20 protein-coding genes and 1 pseudogene are annotated in these 24955 nt (G+C 57.7%); 14 read left to right on the top strand and 7 right to left on the bottom strand.

The genetic code is table 11. The features are described 5' to 3' along the window. The first annotated feature begins 232 nt into the window (after positions 1-232). The 6 genes from mfd (at position 233) to JRJ26_01140 (ending at position 8674) form a co-directional block, all read left to right on the top strand. Complete coding sequence (mfd, locus tag JRJ26_01165) at positions 233-3652, top strand: transcription-repair coupling factor (GenBank protein ID MBW2056083.1); 3420 nt, start codon at positions 233-235, stop codon at positions 3650-3652. Between the two features lie 21 nt (positions 3653-3673). Next, positions 3674-4606: a peptidyl-prolyl cis-trans isomerase gene (locus JRJ26_01160; GenBank protein MBW2056082.1), complete on the top strand. Its 933-nt coding sequence runs from the start codon at positions 3674-3676 to the stop codon at positions 4604-4606. A gap of 10 nt (positions 4607-4616) precedes the next feature. After that, positions 4617-5588: a peptidyl-prolyl cis-trans isomerase gene (locus JRJ26_01155; GenBank protein MBW2056081.1), complete on the top strand. Its 972-nt coding sequence runs from the start codon at positions 4617-4619 to the stop codon at positions 5586-5588. Positions 5589-5820: 232 nt separating this feature from the next. Beyond that, positions 5821-6603, top strand: a complete 783-nt coding sequence (locus JRJ26_01150) for an enoyl-CoA hydratase/isomerase family protein (protein ID MBW2056080.1) — start codon at positions 5821-5823, stop codon at positions 6601-6603. A 54-nt stretch (positions 6604-6657) separates the two neighbouring features. Continuing rightward, positions 6658-7452, top strand: a complete 795-nt coding sequence (locus tag JRJ26_01145) for an electron transfer flavoprotein subunit beta/FixA family protein (GenBank protein MBW2056079.1) — start codon at positions 6658-6660, stop codon at positions 7450-7452. A gap of 22 nt (positions 7453-7474) precedes the next feature. Continuing rightward, positions 7475-8674 (top strand): electron transfer flavoprotein subunit alpha, encoded by a 1200-nt coding sequence (locus JRJ26_01140; GenBank protein MBW2056078.1) that lies wholly within the window; start codon positions 7475-7477, stop codon positions 8672-8674. An 81-nt stretch (positions 8675-8755) separates the two neighbouring features. Here JRJ26_01140 and JRJ26_01135 read toward each other — a convergent pair whose 3' ends face one another. Both JRJ26_01135 and amrS read right to left on the bottom strand, forming a co-directional pair. Beyond that, positions 8756-9913 carry an SAM-dependent methyltransferase gene (locus tag JRJ26_01135; protein ID MBW2056077.1) on the bottom strand — a complete coding sequence of 386 codons (1158 nt, stop codon included), beginning with the start codon at positions 9911-9913 and terminating at the stop codon, positions 8756-8758. Next, positions 9910-10920, bottom strand: coding sequence for an AmmeMemoRadiSam system radical SAM enzyme (amrS, locus tag JRJ26_01130; GenBank protein ID MBW2056076.1), 1011 nt, complete (start codon positions 10918-10920; stop codon positions 9910-9912). The genes JRJ26_01135 and amrS overlap by 4 nt, the downstream gene beginning before the upstream one ends. Before the next feature lie 209 nt (positions 10921-11129). Here amrS and JRJ26_01125 point away from each other — a divergent pair, with 209 nt between their 5' ends. The 3 genes from JRJ26_01125 to JRJ26_01115 are packed head-to-tail and all read left to right on the top strand — an operon-like array spanning position 11130 to position 13800. Further along, entirely contained in the window at positions 11130-12362 is a 1233-nt protein-coding gene (locus tag JRJ26_01125) for a molybdopterin molybdotransferase MoeA (GenBank protein ID MBW2056075.1), read from the top strand. 51 nt (positions 12363-12413) lie between these two features. After that, on the top strand, positions 12414-13058 hold the full coding sequence (mobB, locus tag JRJ26_01120) for a molybdopterin-guanine dinucleotide biosynthesis protein B (GenBank protein ID MBW2056074.1): 645 nt from the start codon (positions 12414-12416) through the stop codon (positions 13056-13058). 43 nt (positions 13059-13101) lie between these two features. Continuing rightward, a complete protein-coding gene (locus JRJ26_01115) occupies positions 13102-13800 on the top strand; it encodes a DUF1684 domain-containing protein (protein ID MBW2056073.1) in 699 nt (232 codons plus the stop codon). Here JRJ26_01115 and JRJ26_01110 read toward each other — a convergent pair. Then, complete coding sequence (locus tag JRJ26_01110) at positions 13797-14363, bottom strand: TlpA family protein disulfide reductase (GenBank protein ID MBW2056072.1); 567 nt, start codon at positions 14361-14363, stop codon at positions 13797-13799. The genes JRJ26_01115 and JRJ26_01110 overlap by 4 nt on opposite strands. 414 nt (positions 14364-14777) lie before the next feature. On the opposite strand from JRJ26_01110, the gene JRJ26_01105 reads away from it, so the two are divergent. After that, positions 14778-15263, top strand: coding sequence for a CinA family protein (locus tag JRJ26_01105; protein MBW2056071.1), 486 nt, complete (start codon positions 14778-14780; stop codon positions 15261-15263). Between the two features lie 59 nt (positions 15264-15322). On the opposite strand, the gene JRJ26_01100 is transcribed toward JRJ26_01105, so the two are convergent. After that, entirely contained in the window at positions 15323-17125 is a 1803-nt protein-coding gene (locus JRJ26_01100) for an HD domain-containing protein (protein ID MBW2056070.1), read from the bottom strand. A 147-nt stretch (positions 17126-17272) separates the two neighbouring features. Between JRJ26_01100 and JRJ26_01095 the strand changes: the two genes are divergently transcribed. Together JRJ26_01095 and JRJ26_01090 are read left to right on the top strand one after the other, a co-directional pair. Next, a complete protein-coding gene (locus JRJ26_01095; GenBank protein MBW2056069.1) occupies positions 17273-17773 on the top strand; it encodes a universal stress protein in 501 nt (166 codons plus the stop codon). A 22-nt stretch (positions 17774-17795) separates the two neighbouring features. Further along, on the top strand, positions 17796-18395 hold the full coding sequence (locus tag JRJ26_01090; GenBank protein MBW2056068.1) for a GNAT family N-acetyltransferase: 600 nt from the start codon (positions 17796-17798) through the stop codon (positions 18393-18395). A gap of 10 nt (positions 18396-18405) precedes the next feature. Here the strand turns inward: JRJ26_01090 and JRJ26_01085 are convergent, their stop codons facing one another. After that, positions 18406-20130: a M3 family oligoendopeptidase gene (locus tag JRJ26_01085; protein ID MBW2056067.1), complete on the bottom strand. Its 1725-nt coding sequence runs from the start codon at positions 20128-20130 to the stop codon at positions 18406-18408. A gap of 290 nt (positions 20131-20420) precedes the next feature. On the opposite strand from JRJ26_01085, the gene JRJ26_01080 reads away from it, so the two are divergent. Both JRJ26_01080 and JRJ26_01075 read left to right on the top strand, forming a co-directional pair. Then, on the top strand, positions 20421-21092 hold the full coding sequence (locus tag JRJ26_01080; GenBank protein MBW2056066.1) for an adenine nucleotide alpha hydrolase: 672 nt from the start codon (positions 20421-20423) through the stop codon (positions 21090-21092). A gap of 137 nt (positions 21093-21229) precedes the next feature. After that, a complete protein-coding gene (locus JRJ26_01075; GenBank protein ID MBW2056065.1) occupies positions 21230-23311 on the top strand; it encodes a chloride channel protein in 2082 nt (693 codons plus the stop codon). A gap of 20 nt (positions 23312-23331) precedes the next feature. On the opposite strand, the gene JRJ26_01070 is transcribed toward JRJ26_01075, so the two are convergent. Both JRJ26_01070 and JRJ26_01065 read right to left on the bottom strand, forming a co-directional pair. Then, complete coding sequence (locus tag JRJ26_01070) at positions 23332-24321, bottom strand: S8 family serine peptidase (GenBank protein ID MBW2056064.1); 990 nt, start codon at positions 24319-24321, stop codon at positions 23332-23334. 39 nt (positions 24322-24360) lie between these two features. Continuing rightward, a pseudogene (locus JRJ26_01065) lies at positions 24361-24955 on the bottom strand (S8 family serine peptidase).

The raw sequence follows: 24955 nt of genomic DNA, 5'->3' as shown, positions 1-24955 counted from the left end.
GGCCAGAGGGACTGCCGGTATCCCTCCTGGCTGCAAACCGTGTCACTTCATATCTCTCCCAGCAAGGGGCCTTTTGAATCTGTTGTCGCGATCTTATCCATCTCGCGGTAATAGCGCCCCGGTTACCCAACGGTTCCGCAACGACCCTCGAAGACGAGGGCGTTCTCCGAAAGTCAGGATACTCCCGGGGATCCTGGTTGACGAATTCCTGATAGGGATTTAACCTTATCTCGTGAACAGCTTCCTGGAAAATCCCAATCACGAGACCGGCCGACTCGTCGATTCCCTGGCCCAATGGGTTCTCAGCGGCAGGGGCAAGGCACGGGTATACGGTCTTCTGGGGAGTTCCAGGGCCTATATGCTTTCCAGACTCTGCGAGCAATCCAGGCTCCCTGTCGTGGTGGTCGTTCCAACCCACCGCGAGGCCGAGTCTCTGTGGGAGGATTTCCGGTTCTTTTTCAGGGGCAAGGGAGAAGCCGTGTTGCTCTATCCCCCTCGGGAGTCCCTTCCCTGGGGTCCAATTCCACCCACCCCCGATTCGGTTGCAGACCGTCTCAGGGTTCTGTTTCATCTGGACCAGGACAACAGCAGCATCTGTTTTACCTCGGCCAGGGCGGTGGTGCAGAAGGTGATACCGAGGAGAGTCCTCGGCGGTCTCTCCGTTCTTGTGAAAAGAGGGGATCGGATCGATCAGGACGATCTGATCGATTCTCTGATTCGGTCGGGATACCTTCGTGTCGACACGGTGGAAGAGAAGGGTGAATACACCGTCAGGGGGGGGATCGTGGATGTCTTCTCTCCTCTTTACGATTACCCACTCCGGCTCGAATGGTCCGGGGAAGAGATAGTCTCCCTCAGATGCTTCGATCCCGAGACCCAGAGGTCCTCCATGGAGATCGAGGAGGCCACGGTTATCCCGTCTGGAGAGTTCCTACAAGAGCCGGGGAATCCGGCCCTGGAGGACCTCCTCGCCTACATATCCCCCAGGCAGGTCCTGTTGCTCGATTCTCCTGGCCTGATCTTTCAGGAGATGGCGGGCTTGATGGAAGAGACCAAGGAACGTCTTGAGAATTCCGGCGGCCGGCTCGGATCTTCCCGGTCTCCTGAGGTCCTGGTTTCCGATCCACGGGAGACAGGGGACGCCCTGGTGGAGAAGGCCCGAGTCATCCTGGAGCAGATCGAGATCCGGGGAGAAGCAGAGGACGGCGAAGGGGCTTTCCGATTCCGGGTGGAAGAGAACGCAAACCTGAGGAGGGAGATCCTCAGGGGGCAGAAGGAGGAGATGCTTCTGGAACCTCTTGTAAAGGAGATCGAGAGGTGCCGGGAGAAGGGAATGTCGGTCTTCTTCGTGTCGAGGAACTCGGAGCAGGCCGGCCGGCTCGGCGGGGTTCTCGATGAATACGGAGTCTCCACCGATAGTCTTCAGGTACCTTTTTCGGCGGTAGAGGAGATCGAGAGGGACCGTCCTGCAATCCTTGTGGGAGATCTTTCTGCAGGGTTCCGCCTTGCAGCGGAGGGTCTCGCCTTCATCACCGAGGAGGAGATCTTCGGCGAAAGGCGCAAGGTCCGGAAGCCGGGGAAGAGGAGGCAGGGCCCCTTTTTCACCTCTTTCGGCGATTTGAATCCGGGTGATCCCGTGGTCCATCTCGACTACGGGATCGGCATCTACCGGGGGCTCCACAGGCTGGACGTAGGAGGGGCGAGCAATGACTACCTGCTCCTTGAGTACCTGGGAGGAGACAAGCTCTATGTTCCCGTTCATCGTCTCAATCTGGTCCAGAGATACGTGGGCACGGGAGAGAAGAAGCCCCAGTTGGATCGTCTCGGAGGCACCCGGTGGAAGCGGGTGAAGAAGAAGGTGGCCGCGGCTGTCGAAAACATGGCACGGGAACTGCTTGAGATTTATGCGGCCCGCCGGCTTTTCAGGGGGTTTGCCTTTTCCAAACCAGACCGGTATTTCAGGGAATTCGAGGCCCGGTTTGAGTATGATGAAACGCCTGATCAGTCGGAAGCCATCCAGGACGTTCTGACAGACATGGAGCGGCCTGTCCCCATGGACCGGCTGATCTGCGGCGATGTGGGATACGGTAAGACTGAGGTCGCCATCCGTGCCGCCTTCAAGGCCGTGATGGATGCCAAGCAGGTGGCCGTACTGGTGCCTACAACGGTTCTGGCCCAGCAACACTACCTGACTTTCTCCAAGCGGCTCGAAGACTATCCAATAGTCGTGGAGTCCCTGAGCCGGTTCAAGACGGCCGGGGAGCAGGCCACGATCCTGGAGGAGATCGAAAAAGGTAAGATCGATATCATCATCGGCACCCACCTGCTTCTCCAAAAGGATCTCAAGTTCAAGGATCTCGGTCTGCTCATCGTGGACGAAGAGCACCGGTTCGGCGTTACTCACAAGGAGAGGATAAAGGGACTCAGGAAGCTCGTGGACGTTCTCACCCTCTCGGCCACTCCGATTCCGAGGACTCTCCATATGTCTCTCACCGGGATTCGAGACATGTCGGTCATCAACACGCCCCCCCAGGACAGGCAGACGATCCGCACCTTTCTCTATCCCTTTGATAGAGAAGTGATCCGGAATGCCATCATCCAGGAGGTCAAACGGGGAGGCCAGGTCTTCTTCGTCCATAACCGTGTCCATGATATCATGGCCATGCACGACTATCTGAGAAACCTCGTGCCCGAGGTGAAGCTGGCCGTAGCCCACGGTCAGATGGGAGAGCGTGCCCTCGAGAGGGTCATGCTCGATTTTATTACACACCGGATCGACGTACTCCTCTGTACGAGTATCATCGAGTCGGGTCTCGACATTCCCACGGCCAACACGATCATCATCGATCATGCAGAACAGTTCGGCCTGGCAGACCTGTACCAACTCCGTGGTCGGGTCGGGCGGAGCAAGGAGAAGGCATACGCCTATCTGCTCGTTCCAGGGGAGGGAGCCCTATCGCGAGACGCCCTCAAGCGGCTTAGAGCCATTCAGGAATTCACCGAACTCGGGTCGGGATTCAAGCTGGCCCTGCAGGATCTGGAGATTCGGGGAGCGGGCAATCTCCTGGGTACTCAGCAGTCAGGGCATATTGCCGCGGTCGGGTTTGAAATGTATACTCAGCTCGTGGAAAAGGCCGTCAGGCGGTTCAGGGGTGAGAGGATCGAGGAAAAGGTTGTACCTGAGATCCGGTGGAACAGACCTGCCTTCATCCCGGATGACTACGTTGCGAACCCCCATCAGAGGCTGTCGATCTACAAGCGGCTGTCAGCGGCCGAGACGGATGAAGACCTGGAGGATATACGAGCTGAACTGGTGGACCGGTATGGAACGGTTCCAGAGCCGGTTTCTCATCTTCTGGCAGTCATGAGGGTTAGGCCCCTGTTGAGCCGGATGGGGGTGAGGACCTTCGACTTTGACGGGCGTCGGGTGGTTCTCGGCTTTGAGAAGGCCGCAAGGATCGAACCCGGCGCCATCGTGGCCCTTGCAAGGAGGTTTCCAGACCGGGTCCGGTTCAGCCCTGATCTGAGGTTGAGGATCGAACTCGATGGCGAGAAGGACGTCCACGAGGTGGTGAAGAACCTCTTGGGGCAGTTGAAAATTCAGGAGGACAGGCCCGGGGATGTGGATATCTCCAGTATCGGGTTGGGGTAGGGTCTTCCGATGAGGAAAGGTATGAGAAGGGTACTCTTTTCGGTTGGGCTCTTGGTTCTATTCACCCTCTCGGGATGCAAAAGGGGTGATATCCCCGCCCACATTCTGGCCCGTGTGGATGGCAAGGCCATAACCCTGGAGGATTTCAATCGAGAATTCCGTCAGATGAGGCTGGAGAATGAGTTTTCCCCTGGAGGACATGAGGCGCTCATGGAGATGAAGGAGAGATTCCTCGAGCAGATGGTGGAGGAGGCTCTTATCCTGGAGGAGGCCAGACGTCTGGGAATGACGGTGACAGATGAGGAGCTGGAAGCCGAAGTCATGGAGACCAAAAGCGACTACAAGGGGGAGAGCCTCCGGGACTACTTGAGCAGCCAGGGACTCTCCTTTGAGACGTGGAAAAAGAGGGTGAAGGAGAGGATACTGATCGAGAAGACGATTCAAACAGGCTGCCATTTCGACGGTACCATCACCACGGAGGAGGCCCGCGCCTACTACGATGCCCACCGTGAGGATTATCTGCTTCCCGAGCGGGTCAGAGCCAGGCAGATAGTCGTGGCCTCGGAGCGGAATGCCAAGAAGATCCTTCGGGAACTCAAGGCGGGGAAGGAGTTTGAAGAACTCGCCCTTGAAAATTCCCTGGGGCCTGAGAGCGCCTTCGGAGGGGATTTGGGGTATTTTGCCCGGGGCGATATGCCTGGGGAGTTCGACGTGGTCTTCTCCATGGAGAAGGGAGAGATCAGCAAGCCTGTGAGGAGTCCTTACGGATACCATATCTTCAAGGTGGAAGACAAGGTACGGGGCCGCCAGCTTACATTTGAAGAGGTGGCCGACGATGTGAAGAGGAAAATCGCTCGGATCAAGTCTGAACAGCTTTACTACCAGTGGTTGGAGGAACTGAAGAAGAACGCCAAGATCGAGATCAACCACCGGCTCTTGGAATACACGGAGTGAGGCCAGCTTCATGGGATGGACATGGCTCAAGATTCTGGTTTGTTCCTTTGCCCTTGCCCTTCTGGATCCACCGGGAAGGGCTGAGATCGTCGACCGGATAGTGGCCATTGTCAACGACGACATAATAACCCTCTCCGAACTCGAGAGATTCAGGAGATCCTTCTTTCCCAGAATACCCAAAGGGGGCGACCCCCTGAACGTCCGGTTCAACCTCGAGGATGCGAGGCGGAGGGCACTCGACGACCTTATCGAGGAGAAACTCATCGAGCAGGAGGCGAAGAGGAGGGGGATCCAGGTGAGCAAGAGCCGGGTGAAGGAGGCATTGGAATCCTTCAGGAGGCAGAGGGGTTTGACCAAGAGCCAGTTCGAGGCCGCGCTGCGTGCAGAGGGCCTCACCTACGAGGATATCAGGCAGGAAGTGATCAATGGGCTGAGGAAGACCACTCTGGTCAACCAGGTCGTCAGATCGAAGGTCGAGGTGAAAGAGGAGGATGTAAGAAGCTACTACCAGACCCATATCAACGACTACAGAACCGAGGAATCGGTGAGGATCACTCATATCAGGATCCCTCTCCCTCCGAATGCAACGGGGGAGGCCGAAGCTTCGGCCCTTTCAAAGGCCGAAGAGATCGTCGGAAGGGCAGAGAAGGGTGAGGACCTTGCCTCTCTTGCACGTACATATTCCCAGAGCATCTCTGGCCTGGAGGAGGGTGATCTCGGTTACTTCAAGAAGGGGGAAATGATTCCCGCCCTTGAGAAAGAGGCGTTCAGCCTTCCTGTGGGAGGAGTGGGGGGGCCGATTCGAACGCCCGATGGGGTCGTTATCATCCAGGTGACGGATAGAAAAGAGGCAAAGCCGATTCCTCTGGCCGAAATACGGAAACGGGTCGAGGAGGACTGCTACAGGGAGTTGGCGGAACGGCTGTACAGGCGCTGGCTGGCCAAGCTCAAGAAGCGGTCTTTCATTGAGGTGAAGCTCTGAGCTGACGGTATCTGGTGCCTCCGGGCTCTTGGTCCATGTCTATCCCTGAACGGGATTGTGGAAGCGACGGGAACCCCATGAGAGGATCTTTTGACAGAGAGTGGATCCCCCTCGGGGCGGGGGGCTCGCCCGGAGTTGACAAGGGGCCCCGGAATGGGTTAACCCTTTTGTGAAATCTCGCTCAATCCCCGGCACCTGAGCTCCGCGGCCGAGTTCTTACAGGAGGAAGAGGATGGCTTACCAGAACCTTCTGCTTGACATCGCCGAAGGCATCGGGACAGTGGCCATCAACAGGCCTAAGGCTCTCAATGCCTTGAACATGGAGACCCTCCACGAGCTTCAGGCGGTATTCGGGGAACTGGAGGAGGACGACAGGGTCGGGGTGGTGATTCTGACCGGATCTGGAGACCGGGCTTTCGTGGCCGGAGCCGACATTCAGGAGATGAAAGAGATGAACTGCCTGGAGGCTTTCCGGTTTTCGAGGCTCGGTCACGAGACCCTCGGCCGGATCGAAAGGATGGGCAAGGTGGTGATTGCGGCGGTCAATGGTTTTGCTCTGGGAGGGGGTACGGAGCTCGCCCTTGCGTGCGATTTCGCCTTCGCCTCTGACAAGGCCAAATTCGGTCTGCCGGAGGTCACCCTGGGGGTGTTTCCGGGGTTTGGAGGAACCCAGAGGCTTCCCCGGCTGATAGGAAAGGCCAGGGCCAAGGAGTTGATCTTTACGGGGAGCATGATTTCGGCTGAAGAGGCAAGGGATTTGGGGATCGTCAATCGGGTCTTTCCAGGGGATTCTTTGATGGAGGAGACTAGAAAGGTGGCGGGGAAGATCGGCTCCAACGGACCTATCGCCCTGAAACTCGCCAAGGCGAGTATCGACAGGGGATATGAGGTCGCGCTGGAAGAGGCATGCCACATGGAGTCCCTCTCCTTTGGTATGTGTTTTGCCACGATGGATCAGAGAGAAGGCATGGCATCCTTTGTGGAGAAACGGAAGCCCCGGTTCGTGGGAAGGTGAAAGCCGGATGAGGCCCGGCTGACTGGAAGAGGGGAGCCGGCGAGGAGGAGACACGTGAAGATTGTGGTTTGTGTGAAGCAGGTTCCGGACACGACGGACGTGAGGATCAATCCTGAGACGGGTACGCTGATTCGGGAAGGGGTTGAGAGCATCACCAATCCCTTTGACGAGTTTGCCATCGAAGAGGGTCTTCAGATCCGGGAGAAGTACGGGGGGGAGGTCAACGTAGTCAGCATGGGGCCTCCCCAGGCGATCGATGTCCTTCGGAACGCACTCGCCATGGGGGCTGACAGGACGATTCTACTGTCTGACCAGGCCTTTGCCGGAGCGGACACCCTGGCCACGGCCTATACCCTGTCCAAGGCCATCGAGAAGATCGGTGAGGTCGACTTGGTGATCTGCGGAAAACAGGCCATCGACGGGGATACCGCACAGGTCGGCCCTGGTGTGGCGACGCGCCTGAAGATTCCCCAGCTCACCTATGTCTCGAAGGTGAAGGAGATCGACCCTGAGAAGAGGCGGATTGTGGTTGAGAGAATGCTTGAAGACGGCAAAGAGGTCGTGGAATCCTCTCTGCCTGCTCTGATAACGGTTATGAAGGACATCAATGAGCCGAGACTCCCCTCGCTTTTGGGTATAAAGAAGGCGGCCAGGGCCGATATCCCTACCTGGACCGTGGCCGATATTGACGTGGACCCTAAGAAGGTGGGCTTTGACGGATCTCCCACCTGGGTGATGCGGGTCTTCACACCTGAACAGAGGGGAGGGGGGGAGATCCTCCAGGGTGAGGTTCCAGAAGTTGTTGCCCAACTGGCCGACAAGTTGCTGGAGGCCAAGGTGATCAAATAGCCCTGCCAGGAGGGGAGGAAGAATGCCGAAGCTGATAATCGATATAGAAACCTGTACAGGATGCGGGGCCTGTATAGAGGCCTGCCCGTATGACGCTCTATCCCTTGTGGACAACCTGGCCGTGGTCAACGAGAAGTGCACCTTCTGCGGAGCCTGTCTCGATGTCTGCCCTGTGGATGCCATCACGATCGAGAAGGAGGAGAAGAAAGCCGGAACAGATGTGGAGGGGTACAGGGACGTATGGGTTTACATCGAGCACGACCGGGGCAAGCTCGCAAACGTCTCCTTTGAGCTGCTCGGCCAGGGTAGAAGGCTTGCCGATAGTCTGGGGTGCAGTCTCTGCGGAATGCTTCTCGGAGATGGAGTCGAATCGTTTGCCTCAGAGGCTTTCCATTACGGAGCGGAGAGGATCTACCTCACCCAAGACCCTCTCCTCAAAGAGTACCGTACGGAACCTTATGCGGCAGCTGCCGTCAACCTGATTCGCAAGTACAGGCCCGAAGTGGTTCTTTTCGGTGCCACCATCCAGGGCCGTGATTTTGCCGGATGCGTGGCCACCACATTGGAGACGGGGTTAACCGCAGACTGCACGGGCCTCGACATCGATCCGGAGAAGAAACTCCTCAGGCAGACCAGGCCGGCCTTTGGGGGGAACATAATGGCTACCATTGTCTGTGAGGCTCGCCGGCCCCAGATGTCGACCGTACGGCCGAAGGTTTTCCCCATGCCCCCAAGAGACGAATCGAGGCAGGGAGAGATAGTCAGGGAACCGCTGGCCATGGATGAAGATCAGGTCCATACCCGGGTATTGGAGTTCGTCAAGGGGGCCGAGTCGATCAATCTTATGGATGCCGAGATAATCGTGTCCGGCGGGCGAGGGCTTGGCGGCCCCGAGCAGTTCAAGGTAATCAGAGAGCTGGCCGAGGTTTTGGGGGCGGCCGTCGGGGCATCGAGGGCTGCGGTCGATTCGGGTTGGATCCCATACGAGCACCAGGTCGGCCAGACAGGAAAGACGGTCAGGCCCAAGATCTACTTCGCATGCGGTATCAGCGGCGCCATCCAGCACCAGGCGGGGATGAAGACCTCTGATATCATAGTTGCCATCAACAAAGACCCTGAAGCTCCCATCTTCAAGATCGCCACCTATGGAATCGTGGGAGATCTCTTCCAGGTAGTTCCCCGGCTGACCGAGGAGTTCAAGGCACGGCTCGGCAAGGCTTAGCCTCTCCGGATTCCGGGCCTGTGTGTCCGGGGGGGTCTGTTGGCCTGAATGATGGACAGCTGAGAGACTACAGCAGAGATCTCAGGCTGGAACCGCTGAGAGGGGGCGCAAACCGGTCAATTGGACACGGTCGAGCCCCCGGTACTGGATCAGTACCTTGAAGGTGTCTCCCATCCCCCCCTCGGGCAGGATGAGATGCTTCATGGTGAGGCGCTCGACCAGCGACTGGCGGGGGGTAAGCCCTTCGTTCCTCTTTTCGAGTTCTTCCAAGAAGCCGAGACAGAGAAGGAACCGGTATTGCGGTACAAGGCCTGCCAGACGGAATCCCAGGGATTCCCCTTTCTTGATGAGACCGGTGAAGTTGACATGGGTCGTCATGTCCTGGAGCCCGATGTGGGCGTAAGGGTTATCCGAGCAGGTGTGCCTGTAATAGCACAGCAGTGTGCCGGAGAGACGAGGGGCATCGTAGAGCTCCTCGGCCAGATAGCCGTAGTCGATGGTCAGGAAAAAACCCCGGCTGAGGATCCTGGCCAGCCGGTCATACCATCCAAGGGCCTGGAGGTTGATCTCGGCCTTTTGACCTTCGGCAAGGCTTACCCCCATCTGGTCGAAATACCTCACTATCTCCGCGGTTGAAGGCTCGTCAAAGACCTCGCGAAAGCCACCTTCTTCTTCGGTTACGTAGATCTCCAGGAGCCTTCCGTCCTCGACCACGACACGGTGGGCTGGAAAGGCATCGAAGAACTCGTTGGCAACCACGCACCCCTGGAGTCCCTGGGCACAGGCAGCCTCGGGATCAAGCCAGTGGACTCGGTCTTCATAGGAGGCGAGTCTGTCTTTCTGTTCTTCCCTAAAGGGGTTGCTCTTCTCGACTATGCCGTACTCGATCCTTTCGAAAAACCGGGGAGACTCCCTGGCAATGGAGTCGAGAATGTCTGCGGCGAGTGTGCCCCTTCCCGCTCCGGCCTCAAGGATCCAAAAGGCCTCCTCTCCGAGAAGGCTGTCCATCTCCATCAGCTGTCTTCCAAGAAGGCGTCCGAAGACCGGGTGGACACAGGGGCTCGTGTAGTAGTCGCCGTCTTTGCCTATCTTCTGTCCTTTGGTCTGGTAGTAGCCGTGAACCGGGTGGTAGAGGCAGAGCTCCATGAACTCAGAAAATGTGATCCTCCCCTTGTCACGGATCCGTCTCAGGATGAACTTCTTGAGGTCTGGATTCTCACGGGCAGGCGGGATCTTCACAGGCCGACCCCGCTGATTGTCTCGCCACAGGCCGGGCATTTTCCGCTTACCAGAGAGTAGCTCTGGAGAGTGTATCCGAATCTTTCAATGAGCAGCTTGCCGCAGCGGGGACAGTACGTGTTTTCCCCTCCGGCTCCAGGCACGTTTCCCTGATAAACGTACTTGAGTCCCTCTTCGATCCCTATCTGCCTGGCCCTTTCCAGGGTTTTGATAGGGGTCCTGGGCACGTCCTGGAGCCTGTAAGTGGGATAGAACTGGGTGACATGCCATGGAATCGTTCGGTCCAGATCGGCGATGAACCGGGCTATGTTCCTGAGTTCCTCGTCGGAGTCGTTGTGGTTTGGGATGACAAGAGTGGTGATCTCGATCCAGATCCCCAGCTCCCTATATAGCCTAATCGAATCGAGGACCGGTTGCAGCCTCGCTCCGCAGACCTTGCGGTAGAACTCCTCGGTGAAGGCCTTCAGATCGATATTAGCCCCGTCGAGATAAGGCCTGATAGCGCGCAGGGCCTCGGGGGTGATATATCCGTTGGTGACAAAGACGTTCTTGAGGCCTTCCTGGCTTGCCAGTTCGGCCGTGTCCAGAGCATACTCGAAGAAGATCGTCGGCTCCGTGTAGGTGTAAGCTATGCTCTGGCAGCCTGTCTGTTGAGCCAGAGAGACGATTCTCTCAGGTGGAAGAGGTTCGCCTGGGATCTCCCCATGGGATCCGGATATCTGGGAGATACTGTAGTTTTGACAGTGGAGGCACCTGAAATTGCACCCCGCAGTGGCGAAACTGAAGGTCTTCGTCCCTGGCAGAAATTGGAAAAGGGGTTTCTTTTCAATGGGGTCGACAGCCGTGGAGACCGCCTTGCCGTATACGAGACTGAAAAGGGTTCCCCCTCGGTTCTCCCGGACCCCGCAAATTCCGCGGCCCCCCTCCTTTACTACGCATTCATGAAAACAAAGACGGCACCTGACCCTTCCGCCCGCGAGTTTTTCGTAGAATGCCGCTTCCTTCATATGCCTCCTCCACCTCATTATAGCCCTCCCCTCGTGGATTATCAATCGGTGCCGGCCAGGGGAGCGGGACAAGCTCAAAGCCAGGTCTCAGAGGAGGGAGACTTCTCCGGTTTGCTTCGCAACTCTGTTTCCCTTAGAATTAAGAAGGTGAGTATGGGGCCGGCCCGTGGGACTCTGGTGATCCCGCCACCGGACTCTGGGGGAAGAAGGTGCTTTCAGTCGAAGAGGCGCTCAATTGCATGCTCGACTCTGTCAGCCAGGTGGGCTCGGAGTTGATACCCCTTACGGCCGCGTTGGGCCGGGTTCTCGCCGTCGATGTGGCTGCCCCTGCAGACCTGCCCCGGTTCAGCCATGCAACGGTAGATGGTTTTGCAATACATTCCCAGGACGCGGAGCAGGCCTCCAAAGGCAAGAGGATTCCCCTCAAGGTGATCGAGACGGTGCCGGCAGGATCCTCTTGCCGCGGCGCGGTGAAGCCCGGGGTGACGATCCGCGTCATGACAGGCGCCCCTCTTCCGCCAGGGGCCGGTGCCGTGGTGAGGGACGAGGATACCTCTCCCGGGGGGAAGAACGCCGCTCTGGTCTTGCTCGAAAAGCCGGTTGGCCCTATGGAGAACGTGGCCCGTGCCGGAGAGTCGGTAAGAAGGGGAGATTTGGTGTTGAGAAAGGGGACTACTCTGCGGCCCGGGAATATCGGGGTCCTGGCATCTCTCGGTTTCCGGGAGTTGAAGGTCTTCAGGCGTCCTGAGATCGCCGTTCTCTCCACAGGGAGTGAACTCGTCGATCTGGGGGAGGGGCTTTCCCTGGGGAAGATCTTTGCCAGTTCCTTCTATGTTCTTCTCGCCAAGCTCAGGGAATGCGGCTGTACCCCGGTTCCCCTCGGTGTAGTGGGGGACGAGCAGGACCGGATCAGAGAGAGGATTCGATCGGGGCTTGTCGCCGACGGAATAATCACAACCGGTGGGACGGGGCATGGGGGTTCGGACTGGGTGAGGCCAGCATACAGGGAGATGGCGGTGGGCCGGCGTGTGGATGGTGTGGCAATGAGCCCCGGCCGTTCTTTTGTTTTCGGCCTTTTGGAGGGGAGACCGGTTTTTGCTCTTCCCGGTAGTCCAAGCGCTTCGATCGTGACCTTTGAGGAGCTGGTGAAACCTGTGCTCCTGAAAATGGGTGGGAAGAGGCGGGACCAAGGACCGAACGGCCGGACTGTGAAGATCGATTTGGGAGGTAGGGTCAGGGGGAGGAACGGGGTCCAGAGGTATGTGCTGAGCAGGATAGTGGTCGAGGACGGAAGATTGACCGCCGTTCCCATCGCCGGGGAACCACGCGGGTCGTTGGGGGCCGTCACCTATGCCAACGGAATGATCGTTCTTCCTGCAGGCGAATCTGAGGTCCTGCCTGGACAGAAGGTCTGGGCGAGGCTCTTCGGACTCGACATCTAGGGTCTCTATGGAAAGGCGGTTGCTGATGTTGGACAAGAGAGGTGGGAGATCATGATCCCTATTGTCTCCATTGTGGGCAAATCCAACAGCGGAAAGACCACACTGATCGAGAGGGTTGTCCCTGAGCTTGCAGGCCGGGGATACAGGGTGGCCACCATCAAACACGATGTCCATGGGTTTGAGATAGACCGGGAGGGAAAGGATAGTTGGCGCCATCGGAGGGCGGGGACCTACATGGTGATTCTTTCCTCCCCCAAACAGATAGCCCTGATCCAGGATGTGGATCGGGACCTGAGCTTGGAGGAGCTGAGGGAGCGATTCGTGCAGGATGTGGATATAGTCCTCTCAGAGGGGTTCAAGAGGGACAGCCAACCCAAGATCGAGGTCTTCCGGGAGGAGGAACACGGGGAACTGATGTGCTCTGTGGAGGATAATCTCATCGCCGTTGCGACGGATCGAAAGGTCGATCTCCCGGTCCCCTGTCTCGACATGAACGACGGCAAAGGGGTGGCGGATTTCATCGAAGAGAGATTCCTCCGGCAAAGGGGTGGTGAGGGGATCTCTCTCGTGGTGGACGGCCGGTCCGTGTCGATGACCCCTTTTATCAAGACCCTATTCACGACGACAATCCGTGCTATGGTCTCAACGCTGAAGGGCTGCCATGATCCGAGGAGGATCAGGATAATCCTGGAATGAAGGTACGGGGAATCTCTTGGACGGAAGCCGAGGGGTAGCTGTCATGACCGTCTGCAGGAGGGAGAGTTCGAACCGGAAAGCAGGGGGAGGGCGCCGTTTCGGCGGAGTGCTTCTCATTGTCTTGGCCGTCCTGTTTGTCTGGAGCGCCCGGGCCCCTGGTCTCACGAGCGTCTCGACGGAGACCAAGATTTCCCGGATCAAGGATTTCCGCAAGAGGAGAAACGAGTTCCTGAAGAATCACCCCCGTTCACCTCTGAGTGCACGAGACAGGGAGAGATTTCAGGGCCTTGATGTCTATCCCATCAATCTGAAGTACGTCTTTGTTGGGAAGATCGAGCGTTACCGTCTCAATATCCACAACCCGGACTACTACGCCACCTTTCCGACCAACAAGGGGACCAACAAGCGCTATATCCGTTACGGCAGGTTCAGCTTCGAACTGGAAGGAGTCACCTACACCCTCCAGCTCTACAAGTCGATTCTGAGTGATTACCTCTTCGTGCCGTTCAGAGACAAGACCAATGGGAAGGAGACCTACAGGCTCGGCCGGTACCTCAATGCAGAGATCTTTCCCGGGTATTACACCATCATTGATTTCAACATGGCCTACAATCCCAACTGTGCATTCAACGAAAACTCCGTCTGCCCCATTCCGCCGGAAGAGAACTATCTCCCCGTGGAAATCAAGGCAGGGGAAAAAAGGTACAGGAGCCCTTCACACCCCCGGGAAGAGACGGACTAATGGACGAGTAGGGATTCAACCAGTGCAACAGCGGCCTCACTCGCCCAGTCTCTCGGCCCGAGGGATCTGCCGATTATTCTGCCTTTGCGGTCTATGAGGAAAGTCGCGGGCAGGGATGTTACGTGATACGTCGATTTGGCCTTTCCGGTACTATCCAAGAGGATGGGAAAGGAGAGTCCCTTCTTCTCGACAAAAGGCCGTACGATCCTCGCTCCTCCCTGATCAAGGGAGACAGCGAGAACAACGAATCCTCTCCCTTTGAATCGCCGGTAAAGGGCTTCCAAAGGCCCCATCTCCTTCTTGCAGGGGCTGCACCAGGTGGCCCAGAAATTGAGTAAGACCACATTTCCCCGGAAATCGCTGAGCCGGACCGGCTTGCCCTCGAGATCGACCGCCGTAAAGCTCTTCGGAGCGAGGGGCTTTTCATACCTCAAGACACGCATCCGCCAGAAGAGGTCGACCTGGCCGAACGAGAGACTCGACGAGAGAACCAAGCAGAGGCCCGAGAGGACGACGAGAAGCAGCCCCTTCGGGCGCATCATGCCGCTTTGGATCGATGCCATTGGAATGGCCTTGAGAATCAAAGATTTTTTGTCTTACACTCCATAATATTCCGATTATCGGGAGGGGCTGTCAAGGCGCGGGGGTTCCCCGGTTTTCATGGGGTCGCGGGCGGACAGTTCGCGTCCCTTCCCGAGGAACACGACTCACGAACACGAATCACGAATCACGAACACGACCTTTCCCCTTCCCGCTCGCCCTTGATGGGTACCCCGCCGCTTCCGCAATGTCGCCCGGAGGCAAGGGTGTTCTCCAAAAATCAGGAAGCTCCACGGTTTGGTTCTGGTTGACTTTAAGGGGAAAAGAGGGTAGTGAGTCGGAGTGAGTGCCGGGAGGGTTGCCGGGTCGATCCATGCCGCTGTCGGGATACGTTGCGGGTCGGCGGCTGGAGGTCGGTCATTTCGAGGGTTTCCGCAATGAGGGTCGAAGAGAGGATTGGGCGTCGGTTGAGAAGAGAGGGGGCGACGATCTCCGTGGCTGAGTCTTGCACGGGGGGATTGATCGCCCATCGGATTACCAACGTGTCTGGCAGCTCCGACTACTTTGAGTCCGGGGTTGTCTCTTACAGCAATGAATCGAAGGCGGACCTCCTAGGCGTACGGCTCTCCTTGATTGATGACCACGGCGCCGTCAGTGAGCCCGTCGCAAGGGCGATGGCGGAAGGGATTCGCAGGAAAAGGAATACCACCTTAGGCCTGGCGACCACGGGTGTTGCGGGCCCCTTGGGAGGGACGGCCAGGTCCCCGGTGGGAACGGTCTTTATAGCCCTGTCCGGCCCGAATGGGACGGCTGTGAGGCGTTTTTGCTTCAAGGGGACGAGACTGAAGGTCAAGAGGCTCGCTGCGGACAAGGCCCTTGAGATGGTCTTGGAGTATTACGAAGAGCGCGATACCATCGGGTGAAGGAACCCCCCAGGTCCCTCTCTATTGGTGCCACCCTGCCGGGTGGCCGAGCCAAGCTGTCAGTTTATCGACTGTTTCCTGATGACGGCCTTGAAAGCCCTTACGACCTCCGGATCGAACTGGGTACCGGCGTTTCTCTCGAGTTCCAGAATGGCGCTCTTGGGCGACATGGCCTTGCGGTAAGGCCTGGTCGAGACCATGGCGTCGTAGGCGTCGGCCACGGCGACTATTCGGGCTTCGAGAGGAATCTGAGTGCCGGTGAGACCATCGGGATAGCCCCGCCCGTCAAAACGCTCATGGTGGTTTCTAATAACGGACCTGGCCTTCCAGGGAAGGTTGAGGGGCCTGACGATGTTGTCGCCGATAAGGGGGTGTTTCCGGACAGCCTGCCACTCGTCTCTGTCGGGGAAAGCGGCCTTTTCCAGGATGTCCGGCACCACACCGATCTTGCCGATGTCATGGAGGAGGCACATCTGGTGGAGCGACTCTATCCTGTCTTCAGGGAGCCCCATCTGGCGGGCCACCTCCACGGAGTACTGGGCAACCACTTCCGAATGACCTTTTGTATATGGGTCCTTTGCTTCCAGGGCATAGGCGAGAGCCTGGATGGAACTGAAGAAGTTCTTCCTGAGATCCTCATAGAGCTTGGAGTTTTCTATGGCGATGGCGATGTTGTTGGCAAAGCTCAAAAGGTACTCTCTGTCCTCCTGGTTTGCCCTCAGTTTCTCGGCTTTCTTGTCCGCCGCCAGAACACCGATTATCTTGTTCTTGGCGATGAGAGGAACCACCACAAAGGCCTTGGGCCGAAACAACCTGATAATCAGGTTCTCCTGATTGATAGGCGAATCTCTTACATCCTCAATTATCGCCGGAACCCCCGTACTGGCGACCCTGGCAAGGATATTGTTCAGACGTGTGAGGGGTACCTGGTAGTCCCTGATCCTTTCGATCAAGTCTGGTTCCGACCCCTTTGCATGGAGAATCTTGAGGGTTCTTGTCTCTTCGTCGATATGGAAGATCACAAAACGGTCAAACCCGAAAAGACGGGCCAGGAGGCTGAAGGCGACCTCCAGAATGTTTCGGAGATCGAGGATGGAAACGACCGCCTGGCTGGCCTGCTGGATCGAGGCGAGCTGGTGGACCTTTTTCTGGAGTGCCAGGTTGAGTTGATGGACCTCGTCGTACTTGTGCTGGAGTAACTGCTTGTCCCGTTCCAACTCGACGATACTCTCCTCCAGGAGCTTTCTGCTCCTGAAAAGGGTGGAGTCGAAAATGAGGAAGGAACGGCGGAAGGTCCATTTCACCCGATACTCGCAGAAGGGATGGCCGTCGAAAAAGCAGCGGATCTCTTCAACCCGTGCAGGCGGCATGTCCCATATGGTGGGAATGGCCGTGTAGACACCCTGATTGAAGTAGCAGAAGCTTTTGACCGGCTCGGTCTCCTTGAACCAGTGGAGGCGGACTACGGCATGCCTCCGTCCTCTCTCAATGAGCTCGAGCGTTTTGTTCCGGTTGTATTTGTCGTTGAACTTCTGGATCCTCGCCAAGATCGTCTTGGGTGAGCCGAAGAACCTGATCAGGACCTTCTGGATGTCGCTCATCTTCATGTTGACCGTGGAATCGTATCCGATATCGATGGCTATGCGTGGATCCCCAAAGATCTCCTCGGCCCGCCGAAACATCTCGGCACAGACTTGGCTGGATACCCAGTTGTTGCTGTCCTTAAGGTAGGATTTCGGGTCTGTAAGGACGTCCAGTTCCGGATGGAGGTTCTCGATCAGGCGATTCACGTCGTCGGGGCGTCGCGAATCGACGTAATCGAGGATTGCCCGGGTGACGACGCAGCTATGGATCTTTTCCAACGACGAGTCTCTTCCCGTGGTGTTTATTTGTTAATACCGATACTACTAATACACGCATTTTGCCCGCAAATCAACCAAAATGAACCCGGAGTTTCCCAGTGGGGCTGGGAGAGGACCGCGAAGGGCCCATGAAATTCCGAGACCCACATGATAGAATCAGGGAGAGAGGGGGAGTTCTTCGGAGAAAGGGGGTATGGGACGATGATCGAGAAGGTTCTTGTGGCTACGGATGGTTCTCTCCATGCGAGGAAGGCCGTTGAATATGCAAGTGATATTGCGGCGAAGTACGATGCTACTCTCTATCTGGTTCATGTGGTCCCCGAGACGGAGATCCCTGAGGAGGTGCTCGAATACATCAGGGTAGAGGGAATCGAGGATCCTCCTGAAAGTGTCTACCTCGAGAAGGTGGGCCGCGGGATCATCGAGGTCGCAGAAGAAGAGGCCAGGGCCAAGGGTGTGAAGCGCGTCGAGCCGGTGGTGCTCCAGGGAGATCCGGCTGAAACGATTATCGAACTGGCCAGATCGAAGGGGGTCGATATGGTTGTCACCGGGAGTCGCGGTCTGGGTGGAGTCAAGGGGCTGCTTCTGGGGAGTGTCTCCAGCAAGATATGCCACCTGGCTGATTGCACGTGCGTGACAGTGAAGTAGCTCCTTTGTTCCAGCCGGGAGGATGATGAAAAGCCTCGGTCTTTGCGCCATGGCGAAGCCGAGGCTCTTCGGTTTGCCTCCATGCCCCTACAACAGGATGAAAGCGGTTCCCGTCATGGAGACCGGGAAGAAGTCGAATCCTTCCGTGAGCATCCGTGATGCCGTGCCGGATGATCTTCCTTTTCTCCGCAGCCTTGCCCTTGAGGCGTTCTCCGTCTACGGGGATTATGAGACCATCCTCACGGGTTTCTTTGTTCGCCGGGACGTTCACACCTATGTGGCCGAGGAGGTCCACGGAGGGCGGGCGATACCTGTGGGGCTCCTCATGATGATCCTCCGGAAACCGAGAAGGTATGGGCCGTGTTTTGCCGAGATCCTGGCCATAGCGGTGGAACGGAATGAACGCGGAAAGGGGATCGGATCTCGCCTCATCGAATTCGCCAAAAGGTGGCCTCTCTCCATTCGGACCGACTCTCCGACTAGGGAAGTGCGGCTCTCTGTGGCCGAATCCAACATCAGGGGGCTCTCTTTTTTCCGCCGCCACGGCTTTGAAATCGTGAGGAGAGAGCCTTGGAGGTATCCTGCCGGCCAGAGAGCCTTTGGGATGCGTTTCTCTCTATGAGAGACGGGATCTAGTCCTTCTGGGCCCGGCGGAGAGCTTCCAGAGCCGTATCCATGAGACTCTCCGCAGCCTTCCGGCTGAAGTCGAAGCGAATACCAGCCTTCTGAAACAGCACCGGCAGGGGCTTTGAGCCTCCCAGAGAGAGGGAAGACCGGTAAGAACCGATGGTCTGATCGAAGTCCCTCAAGGACCGCCGCCACACCTGGAGCGCTCCAAGCTGGGCGATTCCATACTCTATGTAGTAGAAGGGGTGGACGAAGAGATGGGACTGTTTCTGCCACAGGGAAGCGAGGCTCTCCTCGTATCCGCTCCAGTCTTCGATGCCGCCGAATCTTTCCTGCAACTCGAGCCAGGTTTTTCTTCTCTCGGCCCGGGTGTGATTCTCGTGCGTATAGAGCCAGTGCTGGAAGGTATCGATGGTGGCGATCCAGGGGAAGATAGTGATCACCTCCTCCAGAAGGTCCCTGTACGAGCGTCGAGAGTCTTCGGGGGTGTAGAACTCGTCCAGAAATCCTGCACCCAGGAGCTCCATGCTCATGGAGGCGACCTCGCAGAACTCGATGGGAGCCTCCCGATAGAAAAACAGTGGTTCCTCCCGGCACTCCAGCGTGTGGAAGGCATGGCCGCTCTCGTGGAGTAGGGTCCGAACGTCCCGATCGATTCCCACGGCATTCATGAAGATAAACGGGAGCCTCACCTCACTGAGGGTCGTCTGGTAACCCCCGGGCGCCTTACCCTTGCGGCTCTCGAGATCGAGAAGTCCCTTCTTCCTCAGAAGGGCGAAGAAGTCTCCAAACTCCGGGTTGATTCGACGGAAGATGCGATGGCATCCCTCGATCAGTTCTTCCGCTTTTGTGAAGGGCCGGAGTGGGGGTCTCCCTTCAAGGTCCACCATCATGTCCCACGGCCTGAGACGATCCAGGCCGAGCCTTTTTCGGCGTTCTCTCATGATGCTCCTGGCTGCGGGAACGGCGACCTCTTCGACGGTCTTGTGAAAACGGAGACAGTCTTGGGGCGTATAGTCGAATCGCTCCCGCTGGCGGAAGGCGTATTCCCGGTAGTTCTGGAAGCCCGCGTTTCTTGCGATTCTGGCCCTGAGGGCAAGGAGGCCGTCGAAGATCTCTTCGATTCTCTCTCTGTCCTTGAGGCGGCGGGACGCGATGACCTCCCAGGCCGCCTTTCTCGTGGTCCGGTCCGGCTCTTCAAGGTATCTGGCCAGTTGCTGGAGGGTCTGTTCCCTGCCTCCAAACCAGCCGGTCATGGCTCCGGTGATCTTCTGGTACTGCTGGGAGAGCTTTGTCTCCTCCATCTCGAGGGGGACGTTCTCTTCCCTGAAGAGACGGACCTGGTTTTCGATCTTGCGGTCCAATACCCCGTATCTCTGGCGGTCCAGGGCAAGACGGAGAGGTTGGTTCACGAATCTCGTGTAGAGCCTCTGCCACCATGGCTTGGAGCGGGGCTCGATCTCTTCGACGAAATGGAGATACTCCTTCTCTGCCTGAGGATCATCGGTTTGGCATGTCATGGCGATATATCGCCTGGAACCCTCCTGATCGATACAGGAGGCAAGCTCGCTCATGTGGAGCAGCCATTCTTCCAGTCCGGGGGGAGTCTTTACCTCTCTCGAATCGAGGGCGGCAAAGAGGGGTTCAATGTGAGACCACTGCCCCATGTCTGCGTCCGGAGGGACAAATCTTCTGGGATAGGGATTCTCCTCCAGGATCTTCTTTTCCATGCTCACCTCCCGCACGAGGGGTTGAAGAGTATGTAAAGTATGGCATCAGCCGGGAGTGCTGTCAACGCCGGCTTCTGGCTTGCTTCCGATCGTCGGTCGCCTTGACATCCCCTGGCGCCTGTATTAGCCTCTTTCGAACCCCGGCCCCAGCCCGCCCGGGGAACCGCTCTCTGGAACTCGGGCAGGCTGAGGCATCGAGACGCGGACCTTCTTGAGAAAAGGCCCGCCAGAGGCGGGGGTGTCGGGGAGCGGTACCGGGGTCAAGAGGGATCTCCGGGGTGGAGCATGCTGTGAGTAGAAAAACCCTGGTCTCCTGGAGCAGCGGCAAGGACTGTGCCTGGGCTCTCCATGTGCTTTCCCAGGACCCCTGCATAGAGGTTGTTGGGCTCTTCTCCACGGTCAACCGTGTCTTCGACCGGGTAGCCATGCACGGGGTCCGGGTTGATCTGCTCAAGGGACAGGCCGAGTCTGTGGGAATGCCCCTGCGGATCATCTGGATTCCCCATCCCTGTGACAACGACCAATACGAAGCCGCGATGAACGGGTTTATCGATGAGGCAAGAGCCGAGGGCATTGAGTGCATGGCATTTGGTGATCTTTTCCTGGCCGATGTCCGCCGATACAGGGAGAGCAGGCTGTCGGGTACAGGTATCACCCCTTTGTTCCCCCTATGGGGGGCCGGTACGGGCGAGTTGGCTCGCAGGATGGTCTCACAGGGAGTCCGTGCCAGGGTGACGTGTGTAGATTCCAGGTTTCTGCCCGGTGATTTTGTGGGTAGAGAGTACGATTCGTCCTTTCTCGAGGAGATACCTCCAACCGTCGATCCCTGCGGCGAAAGGGGCGAGTTCCACACTTTCGTTTTTGATGGGCCCATGTTTCTCCGCCCTGTAGAGATCTCGGTGGGCGAAAGGGTCGAACGGGACGGTTTTGTCTTTGCCGATATAGTCTCAAAGAGCCCGTAAAGGGCCCTCCACGGTGGCACGGTGTGGGAGATGCCGGGTGACTCGGTGAACCGGCAGATCCGGCTCGGATGAAGGGTGACTCCGGTCCCTCGTCCGGTCCTATCCGGAGGGCTCTGTCGGGCAGGGAGCAGACGAAGATGGCGGAAAAAACCCGTGGTTACCCCACTCTGGCCTTTTTCCAGCACTTCCTTGCAGACCAGTTGTACCGCCTTCGAATGACCGAACACACCTTCATGGTGCTTGTTGCGGTGCTTATCGGAATCTTCGGGGGGTTCGGAGCGATCTTTTTTCGTCTTGCGATTCGGCTCTTTCAAGGGGTCTTTTTTGGGTCCTGGAGCTATGCCCTCGATTATGTCCTCCAACTGCCCTGGTATGTCAAACTCTTTGCCCCTGCGGCAGGGGGATTGATCATCGGTCCCATTGTCATCTATTTTGCCAGCGAGGCTAAAGGCCATGGGGTACCGGAGGTCATGGAATCGATCGTGCTCCGCGGGGGCGCCATCCGCCCCCGGGTGATGATCGCCAAGATCACCGCCTCCGCGGTCTGTATCGGATCGGGCGGCTCCGTGGGAAGAGAGGGGCCCATTGTTCAGATCGGTTCCGCCATCGGTTCCGCTTTCGGGCAGGCCTTGAAGGTGACCGGCTCCCGCCTGCGGACGCTCGTTGCGTGCGGCACGGCCGCTGGTATCGCCGCTACCTTCAACGCTCCCATTGCAGGGGCTCTGTTCGCCATGGAGATAATACTCAGCGATTTTGGTATATCTCAGTTCAGTCCCATCGTCGTATCTTCCGTGTCTGCCACCGTGGTCTCCCGTCACTTTCTCGGCGATTTTCCGGCCTTCGTGATTCCCCGGTATGAGCTCGTCAGCGTCTTCGAGATGATTCCCTATGCAGTACTTGGAATTCTGGCGGCTTTTGTTGCCCTGGCGTTTATCGACCTCCTGTACAGAACCGAGGATCTCTTCGAGAGCATTCCGGTACCCGGATTCTTGAAGCCTGCCATAGGGGGGATCTTGATCGGAGCAATCGGGATTCTCTTCCCCCACGTCTTCGGAGTCGGCTACGATACTATCAGCCTGGCCCTGGAAAACCGGTTGGCCTGGTACTTCCTCTTGTTTCTGGTGCTTCTCAAACTGGCGGCCACCTCGGTCACGATCGGCTCGGGAGGCTCCGGAGGGATTTTCGCTCCCTCGCTTTTTCTCGGGGCCAACCTCGGTGGTTTTGTAGGGACCATCGCACATGCCCTGGCCCCCGCACACACGGCTTCCTCTGGCGCCTATGCGCTGGTTGGAATGGGAGCCGTTGCAGCCGGAGCCATGCATGCTCCGATTACGTCGATCCTGATCATCTTTGAATTGACCGGTGAATACAGGATCATGCTCCCCCTGATGATTGCATGCATCATCAGCGTGCTGATCACCACCCGGTTGAAGAGGGATTCCATATATACGTTGAAACTCTCCCGCCGGGGGATCGACCTCTTCCAGGGCCGGGAGATCAACGTGCTTCACTCCCTCCGGGTGGCCCAGGTGATGAGGTCGGATTACGAGGAGGTGCACGCGGATACCCCTTTCAAAAAACTGATGGACTTAACCGTGACGAGCCCCCACTCAAACTTCTTCGTGGTGGACGACGAGAAGCGCCTGATGGGAGTGATATCGATCCACGACGTGAGGAAGACCATCTACGAATCGGACCTTCTCGAACCGATAGTCCTGGCCCACGATCTGGCTGCACCCGTGCGCCATTCCTTTACGCCCGAGGACACCCTAGACAACGTCATTATCGCCTTCAGCGAGATGAACATAGACGAACTGCCCGTGGTAGTCCGGGAAAGGGAGCAACGCCTCGTGGGCATAGTTTCCAAGGACGACGTGATCGATGCCTACAACAAGGAGGTGCTCAGGCGGGACATGGTCACCTCGGTTTCGAGCTACATAGGGGCACTTGGCAGATTCGGACGGGTCGAAATGGTTGCAGGGCAGGTTCTGTGCGAGATCGAGATCCCGGGGGGCTTTGTGAACAAGACCCTGAAGGAACTGGATTTGCGGAACCGCTTTGGTGTGGAGGTCATTCTGGTCAGGAGAAACTACGATCCCGACAGGAAGGAGTGGCAGAAGGTCGCCACCCCGACGGCGGATTATCGTTTCAGGTTGGGGGATACGATCCTCGTCATGGGCCCTCAGACCGGAGTGGACAGACTGAGGAGATCGAAGTGAAGGCCCGCTTTTCCTGCTCGTCAGGGCCGCCCCGTGGCCGTAAGGAAGCAGCCTCCCCCTCCCCCTCCTCCGTCCGTGAGATTCACGGCGTAGACCGTGGTGGTGGCAGAAGAGGAGTTTCCGGAGCCGTTGAAGGCTGTGAGGCGGTAATAGTAGACCCTGCCCGCCAGGACATCGTTGTCTGTGTAAGAGGTCTGGTCAGACCCGAGAGTGGCCACCCGGGAGAAGGCACCTTCCTCGCCCGCCTTTCGTTCTATGCGGTAGCCCTCTTCGTCGGCGACATCGTTCCAGGTGAGCCTTATGGAGGTCAGCGAGGTGAGGGTCGCACTCAGGCCTGTGGGCTTGCTGGGAAGGGTGAGGGAGTTGAAGGCGTTGATCCTCCCCCCTGTTGAAACCTTTCCCGACAGGCTTGCCTTTGATTCAGCCCCATTTAGGATTCTATCCTTCACCTCCGTGTTGGAAATGCCGGCGAATCTCGAGAGGATCAGCCCGGCAAGACCGGCCACGTGAGGAGTGGCCATTGAGGTGCCCTGCATGAACTGGTAGTCTGCATCCGCGGAGGCGGCCGTGACGGTGACGTCGTCTATGTACCACCCGTCATAGACGTTTTCACCGTCGGTTTCGAAGTAGAATTTCACATAGACCGTGTCCCTGCCGTCGTAGCTGCCCAGATCGACGGTCGCACTTGTCCATTGGCCGAATTCCGTGCCTGAGACGCTCTCATAAAGATCCTCGTCGATCAGGATGGTTTGGTTCCTCCACGTCGATCCGTCCGTCGAGGTCTGAACATAGAGGAGATCCTTGTAGGATTCCGAGGCTCCCCTTAACTGGAACTGGAGTTTCGTGCCTGCCCGGGAGGTGAGATTAAGGACCGGCGCCTGGGCCCAGGAAGCGGTGCCGTTTTCATAATCCTCACCCGAGCTGTCCGCCAGTGAATAGGTCCCGCTCGATGAAACCTGGTCCGTGAGACCCCAGGTATTCTCGGTCCCTCCCGTTGTCCAATCGTCCATGTTCCCGTCTTCAAAATCGTCGCTCCAGACCGTCTGCCGGCCGGGTTTGGTGCTGTACACGTTCTTGCCCGGGGCTCCCACGTCCACGGAGGTCACGCCGTAGTTCGAGAAAGACGCGCGCTTGTCGTCCTGATCAGTGGCGGCCACGGAGACGATGTTTGCCAGGTCATAGCTCGCAGGGTAGAAGGGGCTTGCATCGTTGTCGGTCGCGGTGTTTCCAGCCGCTGCGACAAAGAGGATTCCGGCAGCCCCTGCATCTTCAATGGCATCATACTCGGGTTGGCTGAAACCGGAACTCCCGTAACTCGCGTTGATGACCTTGGCCCCGTTTGCGATCGCGTACTCTATGGCCGAGATCTCATCCGCCACGGTGCCGTAGCCGAAGGTGTTGAGAAACCTCAACGGCATGATCCTGGCCGTCCAGCAGACCCCGACGGTCCCGGTGCCGTTGTCTCCCATGGCGGCTATGGTGCCGGCGACATGGGTTCCGTGGCCATAGGGATCGGTCGGGTCGTTGTCGTTGTCCACGAAATCCCAGCCGCAAACGTCGTCGACATACCCGTTCCCGTCGTCGTCGATGCCGTTGCCGGCTATCTCGCCTGAATTGGACCAGATGTTGTCTGCGAGATCCGGA

This window comes from Deltaproteobacteria bacterium (assembly GCA_019308905.1).
Lineage (GTDB): Bacteria > Desulfobacterota > BSN033 > WVXP01 > WVXP01 > JAFDHF01.
This window is presented reverse-complemented; position numbering and strand designations above follow the sequence as displayed.

Coding starts and splice junctions, on each gene's coding strand:
- JRJ26_01160 (MBW2056082.1), top strand. CDS start 3,674: ATGAGAAGGGTACTCTTTTCGGTTGGGCTCTTGGTTCTATTCACCCTC.
- JRJ26_01155 (MBW2056081.1), top strand. CDS start 4,617: ATGGGATGGACATGGCTCAAGATTCTGGTTTGTTCCTTTGCCCTTGCC.
- JRJ26_01150 (MBW2056080.1), top strand. CDS start 5,821: ATGGCTTACCAGAACCTTCTGCTTGACATCGCCGAAGGCATCGGGACA.
- JRJ26_01140 (MBW2056078.1), top strand. CDS start 7,475: ATGCCGAAGCTGATAATCGATATAGAAACCTGTACAGGATGCGGGGCC.
- amrS (MBW2056076.1), bottom strand. CDS start 10,920: ATGAAGGAAGCGGCATTCTACGAAAAACTCGCGGGCGGAAGGGTCAGG.
- mobB (MBW2056074.1), top strand. CDS start 12,414: ATGATCCCTATTGTCTCCATTGTGGGCAAATCCAACAGCGGAAAGACC.
- JRJ26_01115 (MBW2056073.1), top strand. CDS start 13,102: ATGACCGTCTGCAGGAGGGAGAGTTCGAACCGGAAAGCAGGGGGAGGG.
- JRJ26_01110 (MBW2056072.1), bottom strand. CDS start 14,363: ATGGCATCGATCCAAAGCGGCATGATGCGCCCGAAGGGGCTGCTTCTC.
- JRJ26_01105 (MBW2056071.1), top strand. CDS start 14,778: ATGAGGGTCGAAGAGAGGATTGGGCGTCGGTTGAGAAGAGAGGGGGCG.
- JRJ26_01095 (MBW2056069.1), top strand. CDS start 17,273: ATGATAGAATCAGGGAGAGAGGGGGAGTTCTTCGGAGAAAGGGGGTAT.
- JRJ26_01090 (MBW2056068.1), top strand. CDS start 17,796: ATGATGAAAAGCCTCGGTCTTTGCGCCATGGCGAAGCCGAGGCTCTTC.
- JRJ26_01085 (MBW2056067.1), bottom strand. CDS start 20,130: ATGGAAAAGAAGATCCTGGAGGAGAATCCCTATCCCAGAAGATTTGTC.
- JRJ26_01075 (MBW2056065.1), top strand. CDS start 21,230: ATGGCGGAAAAAACCCGTGGTTACCCCACTCTGGCCTTTTTCCAGCAC.
- JRJ26_01070 (MBW2056064.1), bottom strand. CDS start 24,321: ATGGACGATTGGACAACGGGAGGGACCGAGAATACCTGGGGTCTCACG.